Origin of the sequence: Bacillus sp. 007/AIA-02/001 (genome assembly GCF_004634455.1) — a bacterium.
In the GTDB taxonomy this organism is placed as follows: Bacteria; Bacillota; Bacilli; order Bacillales; family Bacillaceae_G; genus Bacillus_A; species Bacillus_A cereus.
Genome location: NZ_SEIY01000001.1, coordinates 491,980 through 511,712 on the forward strand (window position 1 = coordinate 491,980; position 19,733 = coordinate 511,712).

Consider the following 19,733-nt stretch of genomic DNA (forward strand, 5'->3'; position numbering starts at 1 on the left):
TGGATGAAAGGGGAATTCAAATGGTAGCAACAGTAGTAAATGTACAGGTGAAAAACGAAGAGAAAATCGAGACTGCGCCAAAGAAGGTAGTATTTGATACGAAAAACTTAAATTTATGGTATGGGGAAGACCATGCTTTAAAAGATATTAATTTAAGTATTCATGAGAATGAAGTTACAGCCATTATCGGTCCAAGTGGCTGTGGTAAATCAACTTACTTAAAAACATTAAATCGCATGGTAGAATTAGTACCGATTGTTCGAACTACAGGTGTAATTGAATATAGAGAACGCAATATATTTGATAAATCATATCCAGTTGAAGAATTAAGAACGCATGTAGGAATGGTGTTCCAAAAGCCAAATCCATTTCCAAAATCTATTTATGAGAATGTAGCATACGGTCCAAAAATCCATGGTATTCGTGACAAAAAGACATTAGATGAAATTGTTGAAAAAAGTTTACGTGGAGCAGCGATTTGGGATGAGTTAAAAGATCGTTTGCACGATAATGCATACGGTTTATCTGGTGGACAGCAACAGCGTCTATGCATCGCACGCTGCTTAGCTATTGAGCCAGACGTTATTTTAATGGATGAGCCAACATCGGCATTAGACCCAATTTCAACATTAAAAGTAGAAGAATTAATTCAAGAGCTAAAGAAAGATTTTAGTATTGTTATCGTAACGCATAATATGCAACAAGCAGCGCGTATTTCAGACAAAACAGCTTTCTTCTTAAGCGGGGAAGTTGTGGAGTATACAGATACAAACAAATTATTTACGACTCCTTCAGATAAGCGTACAGAAGATTATATTACAGGTCGCTTTGGTTGATATCGTTTCAAAGCTAAGAGCAAATGCCCTCTTAACAGAGGGCATTTCTTATTTTATCTTACTGTTAATAGAGAAGTAATACTTCTCCTTATCTTAAGGTTTATTACAAGCGCAAGAGGCTATGTAGGAGATTTACCCCGCTATTTGCGGGCAGTAAGACCCCCACCTTAAAATTTAGCGAAAGCAAAGAAGTTAGGGAGGGGATCTTGCTGCCTATCAAATCCCGATTGATGAGGGTTGATTAAAGTTTCACTTTTATATAATGGCACATAATATTGAGGGGGAAGAAAAATGGTAAGAGAACAGTTTCAAGGTGATTTAAAAGCGTTACAGCAAAAGGTGATCGAGCTTGGAGAATTAGCAAATGCGGCTTTATTGATGGCTATGGAAGGTCTGCATACAAGGGATGTAGAGAAAGCGTTAGAGGTCATTGATGGTGATTACCGCATGGATAATTTAGAAGAGGAAATAAACGATCTTGCGCTTATGCTCATTACGAAGCAGCAACCTGTAGCAAGTGACTTAAGAAGGATTTTTATTTCAATTAAAACAGCGACAGATTTAGAGCGTATTGCAGATCATGCTGTTAATATTGCAAAGGCTACAATTCGTCTTGGGGAAAAAGAAGTGGCTGTTAGTTTGCACAACCTGGATGAAATGTTTGCGGTTGCAAATGAGATGTTGCATTTAGCGTTAGAAGCATATGAACAAGAAAATTTAACTTTTGCGAAACAAATTGCTGAAATGGATGATTCCGTTGATGAAATATATGGAAAAGCAATTCGTGAGTTTATATCGTCGGTTCCGGAACAACCAGAAGCAATTACGCAAATTACACAATTATCATTTGTCGCGAGATATATTGAGCGTGTAGCAGATCATATTACAAATATTGCTGAAAATGTCTTTTATTTAGTGAAAGGAAAGCATTATTTATTGAATGAGTAGGAATAAAAGCAGGTGATGAGAAATCACCTGCTTTTTTTAGTCAAAACATGACAAAAAAAGCTCGTTGTTTCCTTTAGTTTATGATGATAAGATGTATCATAATGTAATGGAAAAATTAGTATATATGTTTGTTGTTAATAAGTATTATTTACCAATTTACAGTAAGCGCTTTCTTTTTGTTTGAAACATACGTTTTTATAGGTGAGAAATTTAATTATATGGTCTTCTAAATGAGGATTTGTTTAACTAATCAAGTTTATGCTGCTAGTTCATGTGGGATAGGGAATATACATATGGTATATGGAGTTACTGAACATTATATAAGTGGAGGCTGAAGTATATGAAGGGGGTTATTTTAGCTGGAGGAAAAGGAAGACGCCTTAGACCATTAACATGTAATACTCCAAAGCCGATGTTACCATTATTAGAAAAACCAGTTTTAGAATATAATATTGAGTTATTACGTCAGCATGGTATTCGTGAAATTGCAATTACTGTTCAATATATGAGTACGACCATTAAGCAATATTTTGGTGACGGTAGTAAATGGGGAGTTAACTTGTATTATTTTGAAGACTCTCCTCCGCTTGGCACAGCAGGGAGTATTAAACAAGCAGAACAATTTTTAGATGAAACATTTGTTGTGATAAGCGGGGATGCATTAACTGACTTTCAATTATCAGAAGGAATTAGGTTTCATGAACAAAAGAAAAGAATGGTAACAATGTTTGTGAAAGAAGTAGAAAATCCACTCTCATTTGGATTGGTTGTAATGAATAAAAACCAGGAGGTTACACGATATATAGAAAAGCCGGGCTGGAATGAGGTAGTATCTAATGTTGTGAATACAGGCATATATATTATGGAGCCAGAAATCTTTTCTTACATACCGCCTAGGCAATTTTTTGATTTCAGTCATGATGTGTTTCCATTATTGGCAAACAAAAATTTGTTATTCGCATATTTGTCAGAAGGTTATTGGTTAGATATCGGCACATTTAATCAATATCGACAAGCACAATTTGATTTGTTAACGAAAAAGTTACAAGTACCTATTCCTTATACAGAAGTATTACCTATGGTATGGATGGGGGAAGGGGTGACGATTGGTAAAGGGACGAAAATTCATGGCCCCTCTTTTATTGGAGAAGGAGCAAAGATTGGTACAGGAGCTGTAATTGAGCCATATTCTATTATTGGGAAAAATAGTATCGTTTCAAGTTATTCTCATCTTCAAAAAAGTATTGTTTTTGCGAATGCCCACATTGGGAAGTATTGTGAACTATTAGAAACGACAATAGGAGAGCGTACAATAGTTGAAGATGATGTTACACTGTTTCAAAAAAGTGTTGTAGCGGATCACTGTCATATCGGGAGAAGTACGGTAATTAAGCAAAAAGGAAAACTATGGCCTTATAAGGCGATTGATAGTCATTCGATAGTAGGAGCGGCTGGTATTCAAGAGAGTGAAATGAGTGCAGGGTGGTTACAAAAAAGCCGCATTGTAGGAAGAGGGAATGTTGAAATTACTCCCCAGTTTATCGTGAAGATTGCGATGGCGTATGGTTCTCTTTTTGAAAAAGGAGAAAGTATATTAATTGGAAGTCAAGAAAATATAGAAACAACCTCTTATAAAAATTTATTTTTACATGCTATTCATGGTATAGGGATTCATACGATGGAATGTAAAGAAATGAACGAGTCACTTTTTCAATATAGTGTTCATCATTTGCAATGTGCAGGTGGTGTTTTCATTCAAGTGGAGAATGAGAATGAGATTGTTATAAAGTTATACGGTCAAGCTGGCATGCCGTTAACGTATAAGCAGCAAAAAGAGATAGAACAAATATATATGTCCGAATTGTTTTATTACGTGCAGGAGAAAGAAATGGGGCGTAATAAGCTCGTTCATGTTTCTATGAATGAGTATATAGAAGTTATATTGGAGCATATTGATATCGAGAAAATACAGATGCAGAAGTTTCATCTTCTTATTAATAAGAGAAATGATACGTTGCAACATTTACTTATGCTCTTTCTGCAAAGACTTGGTTGTACAGTTACATGGATTTATGCAAGCGAACAAAAAGATCATGTGAAAGCTTTGATGAAATCAAGTAAAGCGAATATGGCTCTTATGTTTTCGGAGAAAGGAAATCATTTCGAGTTATACGATAAACATAGTAATATTTACCAAGGTACAGATTTGGAAGAGGTAGATATTCCAGATTTCTTGCTCGAATCGACAGGAAATATTTACCCAATGTCTTTGAAGTTAGGAGAATGTTATCTTCTATTTTATACGCAGGATGAAAGAAAGTCGTTTCAAGTGAGGTGGAAGCGAGATATTTTATATCGGATTGGAAAATTATTCGAGCTAATAGCATTGCAAGGAAAAACGTTTCTCAGCATAGTAGAGCAATCACCTCCGCTCTATTTACTTTATGATGAAGTGGTATGTTCATGGAATGAAAAAGGGGAAATTATGAGGAAATTATTGGATGATATAGAAAGGAAGGGAGAAGGGATATTTGAAGGAGTGCAGTTCAAATATACTGAAAAAGAGTGGTCTTATATCGTTTCTGACATAAAACAACCAAAATTTTTGGTGTATTCACATGCTAGAAACCCAGTAATAGCAAGGGAAAATATGAAAAATCTTATAGAAAAAATTAGACAATATCAAAAGGTGTAGAATTTTTTTTTTAAAAGTGGTATTATAGTATAGTCTGATTTAAGTTATTAGTACTGGAGGGAAATAAGAATGCGTGTGAATATTACTCTAGCATGTACAGAATGCGGAGATCGTAACTATATCTCAAAGAAAAATAAACGTAACAACGCTGAGCGTATCGAGCTTAAAAAGTATTGCAAGCGTGACAAGAAGTCTACGTTACACCGTGAAACAAAGTAAGCAGTAGGAATATTTTCCTACTGTTTCTTTTTTTATTCGATTCCTATGTTAAAAGTGATACACTATCAGCATAGAGTAAAGTGTCACTGTAAGGGGGAGAATGTGTGAAAGCAGAGAAAGTACGTTTGCGTAAACAAATAATAGAACACATGAATTCTTTATCAGAAGAACAGTATACAACTTTATCAGAACAGATTGCATTTTCGTTGTATGCGCAAAAAGAGTGGGTTGAAGCTAAAACAATTGGAATTACTCTTTCAATGGAAAATGAAGTGAATACATATCCTATTATCGAAAAAGCTTGGGAAGAAGGAAAGAAAGTTGTAGTTCCTAAGTGTAATAAAGGAACAAGAACGATGTCCTTCCGGCAAATTAATAATTTTGATCAATTAGAAACGGTGTATATGAATTTACGTGAACCGATTCCCGGGCTTACGGAAGAAGTGAATATGGATGAAATTGATCTTCAAATTGTCCCAGGCGTAGCTTATACAGAACGAGGAGAGCGAATTGGGTACGGCGGTGGCTATTATGATCGTTATCTCGTGCATTATAAAGGGAAAACGCTGTCATTAGCGTATGATTTTCAAATGGTAAAACACATTCCGGTAGAGCCATTTGATAAAAACATAGAAAAAATTATTACAGAAAAAGGAACACTGCTTACAAATAAGCTTGTATAGACAAATAAAAATTGACGAGACTTTTTCTTCTTGATTATAATAAAATATGTGAACGTTTTCTTATTATAATTTTTTATAGTAAGTGAGCATAGAGGGTGATGAAATGGTATCTATTTATGATATTCAGCAATTGCTAAAGAAATTTGGTACGATTATTTATACGGGAGATCGAATTGCAGATTTACAATTAATGCAAGATGAATTGCGTGAATTAAATCAATCACAGCTAATCGATCCACAAGACTATCAAACAGCTTTATTTTTATTGAAGCAAGAAATTCAAAAAGAGCTAAATAAGAATTAGATAAAGGTAGGTAAGCAACATGGAAGAGAAATGGTTAGTTGGTGTTGACCTTGGTGGTACAACGATTAAATTAGCATTTATTAATGTGTACGGTGAAATTTTACATAAGTGGGAAATCCCTACGAATACAGGTGAGCAAGGAAAACATATTACACTTGATGTTGCGAAAGCAATTGATAAAAAGCTAGAAGAATTAGGCGAATTGAAGAGCAAGTTAATTGGTATTGGTATGGGAGCTCCTGGTCCTGTACATGTGGCGTCTGGAATGATTTATGAAGCGGTTAATTTAGGATGGAAAAACTATCCGCTAAAAGATTTATTAGAAGTAGAAACAGGATTACCTGTTGTTATTGATAATGATGCAAACTTAGCAGCGCTTGGTGAAATGTGGAAAGGTGCTGGTGAAGGTGCAAAAGATTTAATCTGTATGACACTTGGTACGGGCGTTGGTGGTGGTGTAATCGCCAATGGTGAGATTGTACACGGCGTGAGTGGTGCTGCTGGTGAGATTGGACATATTACAGTCGTTACAGAAAATGCTTTCCCATGTAATTGCGGGAAGTCTGGTTGCTTAGAAACAGTAGCATCTGCGACAGGTATTGTACGTGTTGCTATGCAAAAAATACAAGAGACTAATAAAGAGAGCATGTTGCGTTCTATGTTAGCTGAAGAAGGACGTATTACATCAAAAGATGTCTTTGAAGCACTTGGACAAGGTGATGAATTAGCAGGTGAAGTAGTAGAAAAAGTAGCCTCTTATTTAGGATTAGCTGTAGCGAACCTTTCTAGTACATTGAACCCAGAGAAAATTGTTATTGGTGGAGGCGTGTCTAAAGCTGGAGATGCGCTATTAGAACCAATTCAACGCTATTTCGAGCAATACGCTTTCTCACGTGCTGTAAAGAGCACGAAGTTAGCTATTGCAACACTTGGTAATGATGCAGGTGTTATCGGAGGAGCTTGGCTTGTAAAAAAGCACAAATACGAAGCGAAGATGATATAAGTTGTGAAATATGAAAAGAGGAAGGGGGAACCCTTCCTCTTTTTGTGTGAAATCTCGATGAAGAATAAAGTGTAAACGAATTAAGCTGCTGGTGGATACCCGTTATATAGAACAGTCATGATCGTAAACCATCCGAAAACGAGTACAGTTGCAATTGCAAAGCCGCTCGCGAAAAAGTTTTTTTCACGAAGTGTTCTAAGCGTAGCAAATACAGCTAACAGAGTGACAAGTGTAAAAATAATAACAAGGCCCATACAATATCCTCCTCTGTCTACCCATTTCTTATTATGAGTTTTTGGAATATTTACTCTTTTATATTGTACATGTTTTAAAAATGATTGTCGAGATAGCATCCTTTCTTTTCCTCAGAGAAAGAAATGTTGTATCATTAAAAGTAAGTTTAATAACTGGAGGAGATTTTCATATGAAATGGATACAAATGCCGTTAGGCCCATTACAAACAAATGCTTATATTTTAATGAACGATCAAAAAGAGTGCATTATCTTTGACCCTGGTCATGAAGGTGAAAAGCTCGTTACATATTTACAAGAAGAACAATTAAAACCATTAGCTGTTTTATTAACACATGCTCACTTTGATCATATCGGTGCTGTTGATGCGGTAAGAGACACTTTTCATATTCCTGTGTACGTACATAAAGAAGAAGCAGATTGGTTAGGAGATGCAACTGTAAACGGCTCTCAAATTTTTATGATGAACCGCAGTATTACAGCAAAACCAGCGGATCATATTATTGATGCAGAAGGTACATTAACAATTGGATCATTTAATTTTGAAATTTTTGAGACACCAGGACATTCTCCAGGAAGTATTTCTTATTATAGTAAAGAGGCGAATGCTGTATTCTCAGGAGATGTATTGTTCCAAATGAGCATTGGAAGAACAGATTTACCTGGTGGAAGTTTCGCTGAATTAATTGGAAGTATTGAAGAGAAATTATTTGTATTACCAGATGAAACAGCGGTTTTATGTGGACATGGTCCAGAAACAAGCATTGGCTTTGAAAAAGAAAATAATCCGTTTTTACAATAAGGAGTCATTATGGGAATGGAGCTCATTTTAAGAGAATGGATGGGGAAAGAAAAGGATTATTCAATTTCATATAGTACGTATATGAACCTTGTATTATATACAGAAGGTCATGGATATTATATGAAAGAACGTGAAAAGATTGGAAGACAAGGGGATTTTTTTACAAGTAGCAACGTATCCTCTGTGTTTGCAAAAACTTTTGCTAAACTTTTTATTCGTCTTGTTGAAAATGGTGAAGTTGCTCCGAATATTTGTGAAATTGGCGGAGGAACAGGGAAGTTTGCCTATGATGTTTTACAAGAATGGAAGCAATTATCTCCAAAAACCTTTATTGATTTAAACTATTCAATGATTGAAGTGAGCCCTTTTCATAGAAAATTACAGCAGGAGCACCTTGGCTCATTTTCTAATGTATCGTACTATACCTCCTATAGTGAAATGGGAGATTCTTTCGAGGGAATTCTTTTTTCGAATGAGTTGTTTGATGCATTTCCTGTTGAAATAATTGAGAAAAGAAATGGTATGTTGTATGAAGTACGTATTACATATACAGAGGAAGGAAACCTTTCAGAAGTATGTAGGCCGTTAGATAAAAGAATTGGTCGCTATTTATTGAAATATAATATTCATATTGCTGAAGGGCAACGTTTTGAAGTACCAATTGTGATGGAGGAGTATATAAAAGAAATTGCGAAATGGTTTCAAAAAGGTATATGTATTACAGTTGATTACGGATACACAAAAGAAGAATGGATGCATCCAGCACACCGTGAAGGAAGTTTGCGAGGGTATTATCAGCATAAGCTAATACGTAACCCACTAGCGCATCCAGGTGAAATGGATCTTACTACTCATATTCATTGGGACGAGCTAAAGGAGATGTTTAGTATGCAAGGAATGAGTGCAGTATGGCATAAGAAACAATCTGAGTTCTTGTTAGCTGCAGGGATATTAGAACAGCTTACGAGCCATCAAGATATGAATCCTTTTTCTGAAACGCAAAAACAAAATCGAGCCGTTCGTTCTATGATTTTGAATGGAGGAGTAGGGAGTGCATTTGATGTTGTTATACATACAAAAGATATGCAACATTTACATTTGGATCGGTATGTAACAATATAAAAAACAAGACACAGTATATACTGTGTCTTGTTTTTTAATACGACTTATGTAGTATTATATATTTCCTCTCATGATATATATTTATATTAAAGATATGAGATGAAAAATATAGAATACGTTCTTTTTCTTCGATTATTAGTCCCTAACCTAATAATACGCGAACGAGCTGAATGATTGTTTCATTCTCTACTTTGTAATAAATTTCCAATCCTTTTCTTTCACTAGAAACGATTTTAGCGCTTTTTAATTTTGCTAAATGCTGTGAAATTGTAGATTGTGGCATGTTTAAGCCAGTATACATTGTAGAAACGTTGCTTGGACCGCGCTCGATTAATCCTTTTACGATACATAAACGAACAGGATGAGCTAGCACTTTTAATAATTCTGCATTACTTTCATATAGTTCTAATTCTTTTTGAAAGGTTTCTAACATGTTCTTTTCCACCTCCGTGTGAGCTATTATACCATACTATACATACCAAAAATTTAAAGAAAAGAAAATAGTTGTTGCAGAAAAAAAGTCCTAAAGTAAAGAAATTGTAAGAAAAGAGACCCTGATGTAAATAAAATAGGTAAATTAGCATGTTTTTGTAAAATGACATTTTTGGGTGAAAATTTCGATGCGTTTTAAAAATTGAAAGATATAGATATATTTGTAACACAATTTTATCATGATTTTCTTATTCTTTCAAATGAATATACGAAATTTTTAAAATAATATGACAAAGGAATTATAATGATATATATAGAATATAAAACAGGTTAAAAGAAAAGAAGCTGAATGTAATTCGCTTCTTTATGGTGATAATGAAATATTTGCTTACGGCTGATAAATCTTAGGATGATCAAGTCATTAGTCATTTATTCTAAAATTCATCTTTTAGCAACGTTAAAAACCTGTGATTCCATATGTTCTCATAAAAATCAATTGTCTCTTTTGCGGACATAAAAGGATTATTCAACGTAGAGGTTGTTTTCTGTACCATAAAGTTTTCGTATCCTAGTCCGTGGGCAAACTTAATCGTAGCATCCATACAGTACTCTGTTTGGGCGCCACAAAATTCAATGCAATTTACAGATAATTGATCTAAAATTTCTTTTAAGTTTGTTTTATAAAATGAATTTGCATGTGTTTTTCTTACAAAAAAATCTTGTTCTTGAACATCTAGATCGGTATGAATAGCCCAAAGTTCTTTCTCGGGTACTAAATCATCATCACAATGTTGAACAAAAAGGATTGGTTTATTTAATTTTCTGTATGAATAAATTCTTTTATTTACTTTTGTTAGTAAGTTCTGTAAATCAAATAAATGCTCCTCGCTATAACATACGCCATTTTGTAAATCGATAACGATTAAAATATCTGAACAAATATCCATTATTTTCACCCCTTTTTATTTCTTAATATATCAATTAATCCATTATTTAGAAATAGATGATATACTTTTATTTTTTTATGGACTATAAGAAAAGAAGAAATTCAAATGAATATAACTAAAACGCAGAAAAAGAAGATATGAAAACCTAATCTCATATCTTCTTTTTCTCTATGCATTTACAGGTTCTTCTACATAAGAAAGGGCATTTTCAAAATCGGATATTAAATCGTTAACATTTTCAAGACCGACTGATAACCGAAGTAATGAATTAGAGATTCCTCTTTCATCACGAGCTTCTTGCGACAGTGCTGCATGTGACATTTTTGCTGGATAAGAAAGAATTGACTCTACAGCTCCTAAACTAACTGCAAAAACAGGTAATTTTACTTTTGATAAAAATTGGCGGAGTGCATCTTCTGACTGCAAAGTAAACGATAAGACCGCTCCAGCTGATGTTGCTTGAGATTGTTGAATATCAAATCCGAGATGTGTTTGTAATCCCGGATAATAGACATTTTGTACTTTAGCGTGCTCTTGTAAATAATGTGCGATTTTATTGGCATTTTTAGCTGAATGCTCGAGGCGTACGTGCAATGTTTTTAGACCGCGAAGTACGAGAGAACAATCTTGAGGTCCTAAAATAGCACCGAATGCATTTTGTAAAAATCCAAGCTTTTGAGCGAGTTCTGCATCTTTTACTACTGCTAATCCGGCAGTAACATCACTATGACCAGCAATAAATTTTGTAGCACTATGAAGAACGACATCAGCTCCAAGTTCAAGTGGTTTTTGGAATAGTGGTGTCAAAAATGTATTATCAACAAAAGTAAGAGCGCCAATAGATTTTGCGAGTTTAGAAACCTCGCGAATATCTGTCACTTTTAAAAGTGGGTTAGAAGGTGTTTCTATATAAAAGAGCTTTGTATTTGGTTTCATGTTTTGTTTTATTTCTTCTAAATTGGTCATATCAACAAATGTATGTGAAACACCGTAACGGGAGAGTACCTCAGTTATCACTCGGTAAGTGCCTCCGTACACATCTTCTGAAATGAGTACGTGATCACCTTGTGAAAGAAGGAGGAATGCAGTGGAAATCGCTGCAATGCCTGATGCAAAGGCGAATCCTTTTGTTCCGCCTTCTAATAAAGCAATGATATCTTCAAGAGCTTCACGAGTTGGATTTCCTGACCTGCTATAGTCATATTTTCCGAACGTATCTACATCAAACTGGTGAAAAGTTGATGTGTTATAAATAGGAACGTTCACAGCGCCTGTTTGCGAGTCATGTTTATATTGGTTGTGTAGTAAGAGTGTATCTATAGAATAGCTCATATTCTTACACCTTCTTTTACGAGTTTAATGGCTTGCTTTAAGTCTTGAATTAAATCGTTACTATTTTCAATGCCAACTGAGAATCGAAGAAGACGATTGCATACGCCGTTTGCTGTTCTAATTTCTTCAGGAATATCAGCATGTGTTTGCGTTGCTGGATAAGTCATTAAACTTTCTACACCACCAAGACTTTCGGCAAATGTAATTAAGGATAAAGATTGTAAGAATGGATTAATCCAAGCTTCATCTTTAAGGCGGAATGAAATCATGCCGCCTCTTCCTGGATAAAATACATCTGTCACCCCGTCTTCATCATTTAAATACGCAACAACTGCTTTCGCATTTTCTTCATGTTGTCTCATGCGAAGCGCTAACGTTTTCATACCGCGAATTAATAACCATGAGTCAAATGGGCTTAAAACTGCACCTGATGCATTATGATAATGAGCGATTTCCTCGCAAAGTTCCTTTCCTTTTGCAACGACAAGCCCGCTTAGTACATCGTTATGTCCCCCTAAATATTTCGTTGCGCTATGAAGTACAATGTCAGCACCTTCTGTTAATGGTTGCTGTATATAAGGTGTGTAGAATGTGTTGTCTACAATAAGAAGTAGTCCGTGCCTTTTCGCTACAGTTGCGACAGCGGCAATATCAGTAACTTGCATTAATGGATTAGTTGGAGTTTCTATGAAAATAGCCTTCGTTTCAGTTGTGATAGCTTGCTCAATTTGTTTAATAGACTGTGTATTTACGTATCTACATCGAACATTCCACTTTTTTTCATGCTCAGAAAATAATCGATACGTTCCCCCGTATAAATCTTCAGATACAATAAGTTCGTCTCCAGAGCGGAATAGAGAAAGGACGAGGAGAACAGCCGCCATCCCTGAACTACAGGCATAACCTTGTTCGCCATATTCTAAGTCTGCGATCGCCTGTTCTAAAAGACCGCGAGTTGGATTGCCAGTTCGTGAATAGTCAAAGCCAGTAGATTTACCAATTCCTTCGTGGCGATAAGCGGTTGAGAAATAAACTGGTGGATTAACCGTTCCAGTTGTAGTTTCACTACGATTTCCGATTTGTGCTAGTTTTGTTTCGATTGTTGACATGTGAAAATTCCTCCTTTTTAAATTGAAACATTAAGTGAATATAAAATAAAAAAAGCCTTCTAAGAAGAAGGCTTTCGGTTTGAATAGAGTCTTCTTCTCATCTGTCAAATCTTTCACAATTTGCTGGAATTAGCACCTTATTAACAAAATGTTAATGGTTGCTGAGGCGTCACAGGGCCAGTCCCTCTACCTCTCTAGATAAGAATGTTCGTATGAAATTTTTATTATGTTTTTAACTTTACAATAAAAGATAATTGAATTGCAACTTTATTTTAAATAATTTTTATTTTTCCGCAAGTGTCATTGACTTTTAATTTTGTGCATGCTAAATTTATTAAAAAATTAACAAACATTGTTAAAAGGGGAACGCATTTCCTTTTAGCTACATAAATAAAATAATAAAGACAACTCTTATTGAGAGCGGTGGAGGGAAAGGCCCTGTGAAACCCGGCAACCTTCAAACAAAATGTTTGAAACGGTGCTAATACCTGCAAAACGAATGTTTTGCATAATAAGAGGAGGAACAATTATGTCCCCCTCTTCAAAGTGAAGAGGGGGTTTTTATATTGATAGAAATGAGGGAGATTCGTGAAATTACTAGATTTATTATCAAAAGGAATTGTAATAGGTGATGGTGCGGTTGGAACGTTATTGCATTCACATGGTTTGCAAAGTAGCTTTGAAGAATTGAACGTATCTGATCCAGATCTAATTATATCCATTCATAAACAATATGTAGCTGCTGGAGCAGATGTAATTCAAACGAATACGTATGGAGCAAATGAGGCGAAATTACGTATGTATGGTTTAGAAAATCAAGTTACAAAAATTAATAGAGCGGCAGTGAAATTGGCGAAAGCATCTGTGACAGATAAAAATGCAATTTTAGGAACAATTGGTGGTATGAAACATATCGGAGCTGTTACAACGACTGATATGGAAAGGGAGTTTATGTTACTTGAACAGGCGGGGGCTTTACTAGAAGAACAGGTTGATGGATTACTATTAGAAACTTTTTATGATGAATTTGAATTACTTCATGCTGTTAAAGTGTTGCGTAAGCAAACGAATATTCCGATTGTTGCGCAATTAGCGTTACATGAAGCAGGTACGACTCAAAATGGAAATGATGTCAATGAAATATTAAAGCAGTTTATAGATTACGGTGCAAATGTTGTTGGATTGAATTGTCAACTGGGGCCGCTTCATATGACGGAAGCTTTCAAAATGATATCGATTCCGCAAAATGGCTATTTATCAGCATACCCAAATGCAGGTCTCCCGAATTATGTAGAGGGACGTTACGTATATGAGGGAAGTCCAGCTTATTTTGAAGCAATGACACCGAAATTTATTGAGCAAGGTATTCGGTTATTGGGTGGCTGTTGTGGTACGACTCCAGAACATATTCAAAGTATGAAGCGCGCTGTTGCGAATATTACCCCTGTAATAGAAAAAGAAACGATTCAAAGGCCAAAAGTCGTTCATACGCATGAGAAACGTTCGAAGGCTCACGTCACTCTAGCAGAGAAAGCAAAAAAACAAACGACAGTTGTAGTGGAATTAGATCCACCGAAAACGTTAGATACACAGCGTTTTTTTGAAGGAGCAAGAGCGTTAAAAAGAGCGGGAGCAGATGCTATTACTCTAGCAGATAATTCATTAGCATCGCCTCGTGTCTCTAATATGGCGATGGGTGCGTTATTAACGAAGCATGATATCCCAGTATTGACGCATTTAACGTGTAGAGATCATAACGTCATTGGACTACAATCTCATTTGTTAGGTTTATCGGCGTTAGGGATGGAAGAAGTGTTAGCTTTAACTGGTGATCCAGCGCGCGTTGGTGATTTTCCCGGTGCCACTTCTGTATATGATTTATCCTCTATTGAGCTTATTAAAATGATTAAAGAAATGAACGATGGACGTTCAATTTTAGGGAAATCAATTGGACCGGCGACAAGGTTTTCTGTAGGCGGCGCATTTAATCCTCACGTGAGGCACTTAAAAGCAGCAGTTAAGCGAATGGAACGAAAAATAGATGCTGGAGCGGAGTATTTTTTAACTCAGCCAATTTACGATATCAAGTTAATTGAAGAAGTGTATGAAGCGACAAAGCATTTGGAACAACCTATTTTTATTGGAATTATGCCGTTAGTAAGTAAGCGGAATGCAGATTTTCTTCATTTTGAGGTGCCGGGTATTACTCTTCCTGAAGAAATAAGAGAGAGAATGGATGGACATGAAACGAAAGAGGCAGCAATTGAGGAAGGGATTCGCATTTCACAAGAATTGGTCGACGCAGCGATGAAATATTTTAATGGTATTTATCTTATTACACCATTTTTAAAGTATGAAATTACAGAACATCTTGTTAAATATGTAAGAGAAAAGCAAGAAGTGAAAGAAGGTATTAATTGATGAAGTGTATAGAAGAAAAATTGAAAAATAGCATTTTAATATTAGATGGTGCAATGGGGACAATGATTCAGCAAGAGGATTTAACTGCTGAAGATTTCGGAGGAGAAGAGTACGAGGGCTGTAATGAATATTTAGTGGAAACAAGACCAGACGTTATTTTAAAGATTCATAAAGCTTATATTGAAGCTGGAGCGGATATTATTGAAACAAATACATTTGGGGCAACGAATATTGTACTAAGTGATTATGAGCTGTCTCATTTAGATGAAGAACTAAATGAAAAGGCAGCACTTTTGGCGAAGCAAGCTGTTAAAGAAAGCGGGAATGAAGTATATGTTGCGGGAGCGATGGGACCAACAACGAAAGCAATTAGTGTTACTGGTGGTGTGACTTTTGAAGAATTGATTGAGGCTTATACAAGGCAGGCACGAGGATTATTAAAAGGAGAAGTTGATGTATTACTCGTTGAGACGAGTCAAGATATGCGTAACGTGAAAGCAGCTTATATTGGAATTCAAGCTGCTTTTGAAGAACTGAAAAAAACGGTTCCTATTATGATTTCAGGTACGATTGAGCCAATGGGAACGACTCTGGCTGGGCAAACAATTGAAGCTTTTTATTTATCAGTAGAACATATGAAACCATTATCTGTTGGGTTAAACTGTGCGACTGGTCCGGAGTTTATGAGGGACCATATTCGTTCACTATCTGATTTATCGGAGTGTTACATTTCTTGTTATCCAAATGCAGGTCTTCCTGATGAAGATGGACATTACCATGAATCTCCATCTTCTCTTGCTGAAAAGGTGAAGCGATTTGCTGAAGAAGGGTGGGTTAATATTATTGGTGGTTGTTGTGGCACGACACCAGAACATATAAAAGCAATGAAATCCGCGCTAGCATCTCTTAAGCCTCGTGACCATCATGAGAGAGAAGGACATGGAATTAGTGGATTAGAAGCACTGCAATATGATGAGTCTATGAGACCGTTATTTGTAGGTGAAAGAACGAATGTTATTGGGTCACGTAAATTTAAACGATTAGTAGCAGAAGGGAAATTTGAAGAGGCTGCTGAAGTGGCAAGAGCGCAAGTGAAGAAAAATGCTCATATTATTGATATTTGTATGGCAGATCCTGATCGCGATGAAATAGAAGATATGGAAAACTTCTTAGCAGAAGTTACGAAAGTTTTAAAAGTACCGATTATGATTGATTCAACAGATGAAAATGTGATGGAGCGAGCTCTTACTTATATTCAAGGAAAAGCTGTTATTAATTCAATTAATTTAGAAGATGGAGAAGAACGATTTAAAAAAGTGACACCGCTTCTTCAGAAGTATGGTGCTGCTATAGTTGTAGGAACAATTGATGAAGACGGTATGGCGGTTAGTGCGGAGCGAAAGATAGAAATTGCGAAAAGAAGCTATGAATTACTTACAAAGAAGTATGGGATACGCCCGTCAGATATTATTTTTGATGCACTTGTGTTTCCGGTAGGGACAGGTGATGAAGAATATATTGGTTCAGCAGCAGCGACTATAGAAGGAATTCGCCTTATTAAAGAAGCGTTACCAGAGTGTTTAACGATTTTAGGGGTAAGTAACATATCATTTGGTTTACCACCGGCTGGACGTGAGGTATTAAATTCAGTCTTTTTATATCATGCTACGAAAGCAGGGTTAGATTACGCGATTGTGAATACGGAAAAATTAGAACGCTATGCGTCGATTCCAGAGGAAGAAAAACGCCTTGCAGATGCACTACTGTTTGAAACGACGAAAGAGACGTTAGAAGAATTTACAAACTTTTACCGAGTTGCTAAAAAGAAAGATATCGTTGTGCAAGAAACGTTAACGCTTGATGAAAGACTAGCAAATTATATTGTAGAAGGTACGAAACAAGGATTACACGAGGATTTAAGTCTTGCGCTTGAAGAAGGAAGAAAACCTCTTGATATTATTAACGGTCCGCTTATGACAGGGATGGATGAGGTAGGACGACTATTTAATAATAATGAACTTATTGTTGCTGAAGTATTGCAAAGTGCTGAAAGTATGAAAGCTGCTGTAAGCTATTTAGAGCCACATATGGAATCTAGTGATAGTGCGAAAAAAGGGAAAGTATTATTAGCAACTGTAAAAGGTGACGTGCATGATATTGGGAAAAATCTCGTTGAAATTATTTTAGCAAATAACGGATATGAGATTATTAATTTAGGAATTAATGTACGTTCGGATCGAATTGTTCAAGAAGTACAAGAAAAGAAGCCGGATATTATAGGCCTTTCCGGTTTATTAGTAAAATCAGCGCAACAAATGGTAACGACTGCTGAAGATTTAAAAGCAGCAAATATTGATGTTCCCATTGTTGTAGGTGGTGCAGCGTTAACGAGAAAGTTTACAGATAATCGGATTTCACCATCATATAAAGGGCTCGTTTGTTATGCGAGTGATGCGATGACGGGGCTCGATATTATTAATAAGCTTCAAAAAGAAGAAGAGCGTGAGAAGATGAAACAGGATAAAAAAGAACGTCATCTTCATATCGTAAAAAAAGAGGAGAAGAAAGTAGAAATTCCAGCAGTAATTGAGCCATTACCGAAGGCTGAAGTTATCGTGCCTGATTCAACAAAACGAATTGTATTACGCGATATTCCGGCCCTTCATCTCGCTCCATTTTTAAATAGACAAATGCTACTTGGGCATCACCTTGGATTAAAAGGAAATGTGAAGAAGCTTTTGAAAGAGGGAGATAAGAGAGCACATGAATTAAATGATTTAATAGATGAATTATTGCAGGAAGGACAATCTTGGTTAAAGCCGAAAGCAGTGTATCAATTTTTCCCAGCGCAAAGCGACGGACAAAACATTGTAATATATGATCCAGAAGATCATACGCGTGTTATAGAGCGTTTCACATTCCCTAGACAAGGAAAGGCTCCCTATCGTACTTTAGGTGATTATTTGCGCCCAATAGGAGATGAGATGGACTATGTTGCTTTCTTATCTGTTACGGTTGGGGAAGGAGTTCGGGACATTGCTGAAGAGTGGAAGGCGAAAGGTGATTACTTACGTAGTCATGCCATTCAATCGTTAGCGCTTGAATTAGCGGAAGGACTTGCTGAAAAAACACATATGCTCATTCGTGACCGCTGGGGCATTCCGGACTCACCTGAACTGACGATGGAAGAACGTTTCCGTACGAAATATAGAGGAATACGAGTGTCATTTGGTTATCCGGCGTGTCCAGAACTTGCAGATCAAGAAAAGCTATTTCGCTTAATTCATCCAGAGGAAATAGGTATTTCATTAACAGAAGGATTCATGATGGAGCCAGAAGCGTCCGTAACGGCTATGGTATTTTCTCACCCTGAGGCAAGATATTTTAGTGTATTATAGTCTAGAAGGGGGAGACGTATGAAGAAAATAGTCTTTACAGGTGGCGGTTCGGCAGGACATGTAACACCTAATTTAGCCATTATCCCATATTTACAGGAAGACAACTGGGATATCTCTTATATTGGTTCTCATCAAGGTATTGAGAAAACGATTATAGAAAAGGAAGGCATTCCCTACTATAGTATTTCGAGTGGAAAGCTACGTCGTTATTTTGATTTGAAAAATATAAAAGATCCTTTTCTTGTAATGAAGGGTGTTATGGATGCGTATGTAAGGATTCGAAAACTAAAACCAGATGTAATTTTTTCAAAAGGCGGTTTCGTATCTGTACCAGTCGTAATTGGAGGATGGCTAAATAGAGTACCAGTTTTATTACATGAATCTGATATGACACCAGGACTAGCAAATAAAATTGCGCTTCGTTTTGCTTCGAAAATATTTGTTACATTTGAAGAAGCAGCGAAACATTTACCGAAAGAAAAAGTAATATATACGGGATCTCCTGTACGTGAAGAAGTGCTGAAGGGAAATCGTGAAAAAGGTTTAGCGTTTTTAGGTTTTTCACGTAAAAAGCCAGTTATTACGATTATGGGAGGCAGCTTGGGCGCGAAAAAAATTAATGATACGGCTCGAGAAGCATTACCAGAACTTCTTAAAAAATATCAAATTGTTCACCTTTGCGGAAAAGGTAACCTTGATGAAAGTTTACAAAATAAAGAAGGATATAGACAATTTGAATATGTACATGGAGAACTGCCAGATATATTAGCGGTAACAGATTTTGTTATTTCACGCGCGGGCTCCAACGCAATTTTTGAATTTTTAACATTACAAAAGCCGATGGTTTTAATTCCATTATCGAAATTTGCAAGCCGTGGAGATCAAATATTAAATGCAGAGTCCTTTGAAAGGCAAGGGTATGCCTCCGTATTATATGAAGAAGATGTAACTGTAAAATCTCTTATAAAGTATGTCGAAGAATTGAATCAAAATAATGAGAAGTATAAAACAGCACTAAAAAAATATAATGGAAAAGAAGCAATTAAAACAATCATTCAAAATATTTCAGAGGCATGATGAAACAATCATGCCTCTTTTAGTAGGGTGAAAGATTCCAAGAATTGATATTTTTATGTTACAATAAAGTGAAACTTTAATCAGTTGGGTTCATCCCACATCTAACTTCTTTACTGTTACTAAATTTTGAGGAGGTAGTCTTACTGCCCTCAA

At 36.0% G+C, this 19,733-nt stretch carries 17 protein-coding genes and 2 riboswitches; of the genes, 12 read left to right on the forward strand and 5 right to left on the reverse strand.

All coding sequences use genetic code 11. From position 1 onward, the window contains the following. The first annotated feature begins 20 nt into the window (after positions 1 to 20). From pstB to glcK, 7 genes are all read left to right on the forward strand, one after another. Positions 21 to 836, forward strand: coding sequence for a phosphate ABC transporter ATP-binding protein (pstB, locus tag ES895_RS02600; RefSeq protein WP_000226681.1), 816 nt, complete (start codon positions 21 to 23; stop codon positions 834 to 836). A 291-nt stretch (positions 837 to 1,127) separates the two neighbouring features. Continuing rightward, positions 1,128 to 1,784 (forward strand): phosphate signaling complex protein PhoU, encoded by a 657-nt coding sequence (gene phoU, locus ES895_RS02605; protein WP_000251243.1) that lies wholly within the window; start codon positions 1,128 to 1,130, stop codon positions 1,782 to 1,784. Positions 1,785 to 2,124: 340 nt separating this feature from the next. Next, on the forward strand, positions 2,125 to 4,479 hold the full coding sequence (locus ES895_RS02610) for a sugar phosphate nucleotidyltransferase (RefSeq protein ID WP_070756952.1): 2,355 nt from the start codon (positions 2,125 to 2,127) through the stop codon (positions 4,477 to 4,479). A 69-nt stretch (positions 4,480 to 4,548) separates the two neighbouring features. Further along, positions 4,549 to 4,698 (forward strand): 50S ribosomal protein L33, encoded by a 150-nt coding sequence (gene rpmG, locus ES895_RS02615; protein ID WP_001265616.1) that lies wholly within the window; start codon positions 4,549 to 4,551, stop codon positions 4,696 to 4,698. Between the two features lie 104 nt (positions 4,699 to 4,802). Beyond that, a complete protein-coding gene (locus ES895_RS02620) occupies positions 4,803 to 5,381 on the forward strand; it encodes a 5-formyltetrahydrofolate cyclo-ligase (protein ID WP_000642751.1) in 579 nt (192 codons plus the stop codon). A 103-nt stretch (positions 5,382 to 5,484) separates the two neighbouring features. Next, positions 5,485 to 5,685: a YqgQ family protein gene (locus ES895_RS02625; RefSeq protein WP_000253699.1), complete on the forward strand. Its 201-nt coding sequence runs from the start codon at positions 5,485 to 5,487 to the stop codon at positions 5,683 to 5,685. Positions 5,686 to 5,704: 19 nt separating this feature from the next. Then, positions 5,705 to 6,688, forward strand: a complete 984-nt coding sequence (gene glcK, locus ES895_RS02630) for a glucokinase (protein WP_000391701.1) — start codon at positions 5,705 to 5,707, stop codon at positions 6,686 to 6,688. Positions 6,689 to 6,768: 80 nt separating this feature from the next. Here the strand turns inward: glcK and ES895_RS02635 are convergent, their stop codons facing one another. Continuing rightward, complete coding sequence (locus ES895_RS02635) at positions 6,769 to 6,942, reverse strand: DUF2759 domain-containing protein (protein ID WP_000524852.1); 174 nt, start codon at positions 6,940 to 6,942, stop codon at positions 6,769 to 6,771. 170 nt (positions 6,943 to 7,112) lie between these two features. Between ES895_RS02635 and ES895_RS02640 the strand changes: the two genes are divergently transcribed. Beyond that, entirely contained in the window at positions 7,113 to 7,742 is a 630-nt protein-coding gene (locus tag ES895_RS02640; RefSeq protein ID WP_000871233.1) for an MBL fold metallo-hydrolase, read from the forward strand. A gap of 9 nt (positions 7,743 to 7,751) precedes the next feature. Continuing rightward, positions 7,752 to 8,864 (forward strand): class I SAM-dependent methyltransferase, encoded by a 1,113-nt coding sequence (locus tag ES895_RS02645; RefSeq protein WP_000525139.1) that lies wholly within the window; start codon positions 7,752 to 7,754, stop codon positions 8,862 to 8,864. 142 nt (positions 8,865 to 9,006) lie between these two features. Here ES895_RS02645 and ES895_RS02650 read toward each other — a convergent pair whose 3' ends face one another. From ES895_RS02650 to metI, 4 genes are all read right to left on the reverse strand, one after another. Beyond that, positions 9,007 to 9,297, reverse strand: coding sequence for an ArsR/SmtB family transcription factor (locus tag ES895_RS02650; RefSeq protein WP_000894377.1), 291 nt, complete (start codon positions 9,295 to 9,297; stop codon positions 9,007 to 9,009). Between the two features lie 433 nt (positions 9,298 to 9,730). Next, entirely contained in the window at positions 9,731 to 10,243 is a 513-nt protein-coding gene (locus ES895_RS02655; protein WP_000350341.1) for a cysteine hydrolase family protein, read from the reverse strand. Between the two features lie 168 nt (positions 10,244 to 10,411). After that, the gene (metC, locus tag ES895_RS02660; RefSeq protein WP_000122300.1) at positions 10,412 to 11,575 is read right to left on the reverse strand and encodes a cystathionine beta-lyase; all 1,164 of its coding nucleotides are present in this window, start codon (positions 11,573 to 11,575) and stop codon (positions 10,412 to 10,414) included. Then, positions 11,572 to 12,684, reverse strand: coding sequence for a cystathionine gamma-synthase/O-acetylhomoserine thiolyase (gene metI / locus ES895_RS02665; RefSeq protein WP_000103889.1), 1,113 nt, complete (start codon positions 12,682 to 12,684; stop codon positions 11,572 to 11,574). The genes metC and metI overlap by 4 nt, the downstream gene beginning before the upstream one ends. Before the next feature lie 94 nt (positions 12,685 to 12,778). Further along, positions 12,779 to 12,889, reverse strand: a riboswitch (SAM riboswitch). 203 nt (positions 12,890 to 13,092) lie between these two features. Then, positions 13,093 to 13,202, forward strand: a riboswitch (SAM riboswitch). Positions 13,203 to 13,272: 70 nt separating this feature from the next. Here metI and ES895_RS02670 point away from each other — a divergent pair. Genes ES895_RS02670 through murG form a run of 3 tightly spaced genes read left to right on the forward strand, consistent with a single transcriptional unit; the run spans position 13,273 to position 19,580 of the window. Beyond that, positions 13,273 to 15,105 (forward strand): bifunctional homocysteine S-methyltransferase/methylenetetrahydrofolate reductase, encoded by a 1,833-nt coding sequence (locus ES895_RS02670; RefSeq protein ID WP_000770360.1) that lies wholly within the window; start codon positions 13,273 to 13,275, stop codon positions 15,103 to 15,105. Next, a complete protein-coding gene (gene metH, locus ES895_RS02675; RefSeq protein ID WP_044584861.1) occupies positions 15,105 to 18,503 on the forward strand; it encodes a methionine synthase in 3,399 nt (1,132 codons plus the stop codon). The genes ES895_RS02670 and metH overlap by 1 nt, the downstream gene beginning before the upstream one ends. Before the next feature lie 18 nt (positions 18,504 to 18,521). Continuing rightward, positions 18,522 to 19,580, forward strand: a complete 1,059-nt coding sequence (gene murG, locus ES895_RS02680) for an undecaprenyldiphospho-muramoylpentapeptide beta-N-acetylglucosaminyltransferase (RefSeq protein ID WP_000724777.1) — start codon at positions 18,522 to 18,524, stop codon at positions 19,578 to 19,580. Positions 19,581 to 19,733 lie beyond the last annotated feature (153 nt).

Excerpts from the sequence above, each read along its gene's own strand:
- ES895_RS02640 (WP_000871233.1), top strand. The coding sequence starts at position 7,113 with ATGAAATGGATACAAATGCCGTTAGGCCCATTACAAACAAATGCTTAT.
- ES895_RS02610 (WP_070756952.1), top strand. The coding sequence starts at position 2,125 with ATGAAGGGGGTTATTTTAGCTGGAGGAAAAGGAAGACGCCTTAGACCA.
- metH (WP_044584861.1), top strand. The coding sequence starts at position 15,105 with ATGAAGTGTATAGAAGAAAAATTGAAAAATAGCATTTTAATATTAGAT.
- murG (WP_000724777.1), top strand. The coding sequence starts at position 18,522 with ATGAAGAAAATAGTCTTTACAGGTGGCGGTTCGGCAGGACATGTAACA.
- pstB (WP_000226681.1), top strand. The coding sequence starts at position 21 with ATGGTAGCAACAGTAGTAAATGTACAGGTGAAAAACGAAGAGAAAATC.
- glcK (WP_000391701.1), top strand. The coding sequence starts at position 5,705 with ATGGAAGAGAAATGGTTAGTTGGTGTTGACCTTGGTGGTACAACGATT.
- rpmG (WP_001265616.1), top strand. The coding sequence starts at position 4,549 with ATGCGTGTGAATATTACTCTAGCATGTACAGAATGCGGAGATCGTAAC.
- metI (WP_000103889.1), bottom strand. The coding sequence starts at position 12,684 with ATGTCAACAATCGAAACAAAACTAGCACAAATCGGAAATCGTAGTGAA.
- metC (WP_000122300.1), bottom strand. The coding sequence starts at position 11,575 with ATGAGCTATTCTATAGATACACTCTTACTACACAACCAATATAAACAT.
- ES895_RS02625 (WP_000253699.1), top strand. The coding sequence starts at position 5,485 with ATGGTATCTATTTATGATATTCAGCAATTGCTAAAGAAATTTGGTACG.
- ES895_RS02635 (WP_000524852.1), bottom strand. The coding sequence starts at position 6,942 with ATGGGCCTTGTTATTATTTTTACACTTGTCACTCTGTTAGCTGTATTT.
- phoU (WP_000251243.1), top strand. The coding sequence starts at position 1,128 with ATGGTAAGAGAACAGTTTCAAGGTGATTTAAAAGCGTTACAGCAAAAG.
- ES895_RS02650 (WP_000894377.1), bottom strand. The coding sequence starts at position 9,297 with ATGTTAGAAACCTTTCAAAAAGAATTAGAACTATATGAAAGTAATGCA.
- ES895_RS02655 (WP_000350341.1), bottom strand. The coding sequence starts at position 10,243 with ATGGATATTTGTTCAGATATTTTAATCGTTATCGATTTACAAAATGGC.
- ES895_RS02645 (WP_000525139.1), top strand. The coding sequence starts at position 7,752 with ATGGGAATGGAGCTCATTTTAAGAGAATGGATGGGGAAAGAAAAGGAT.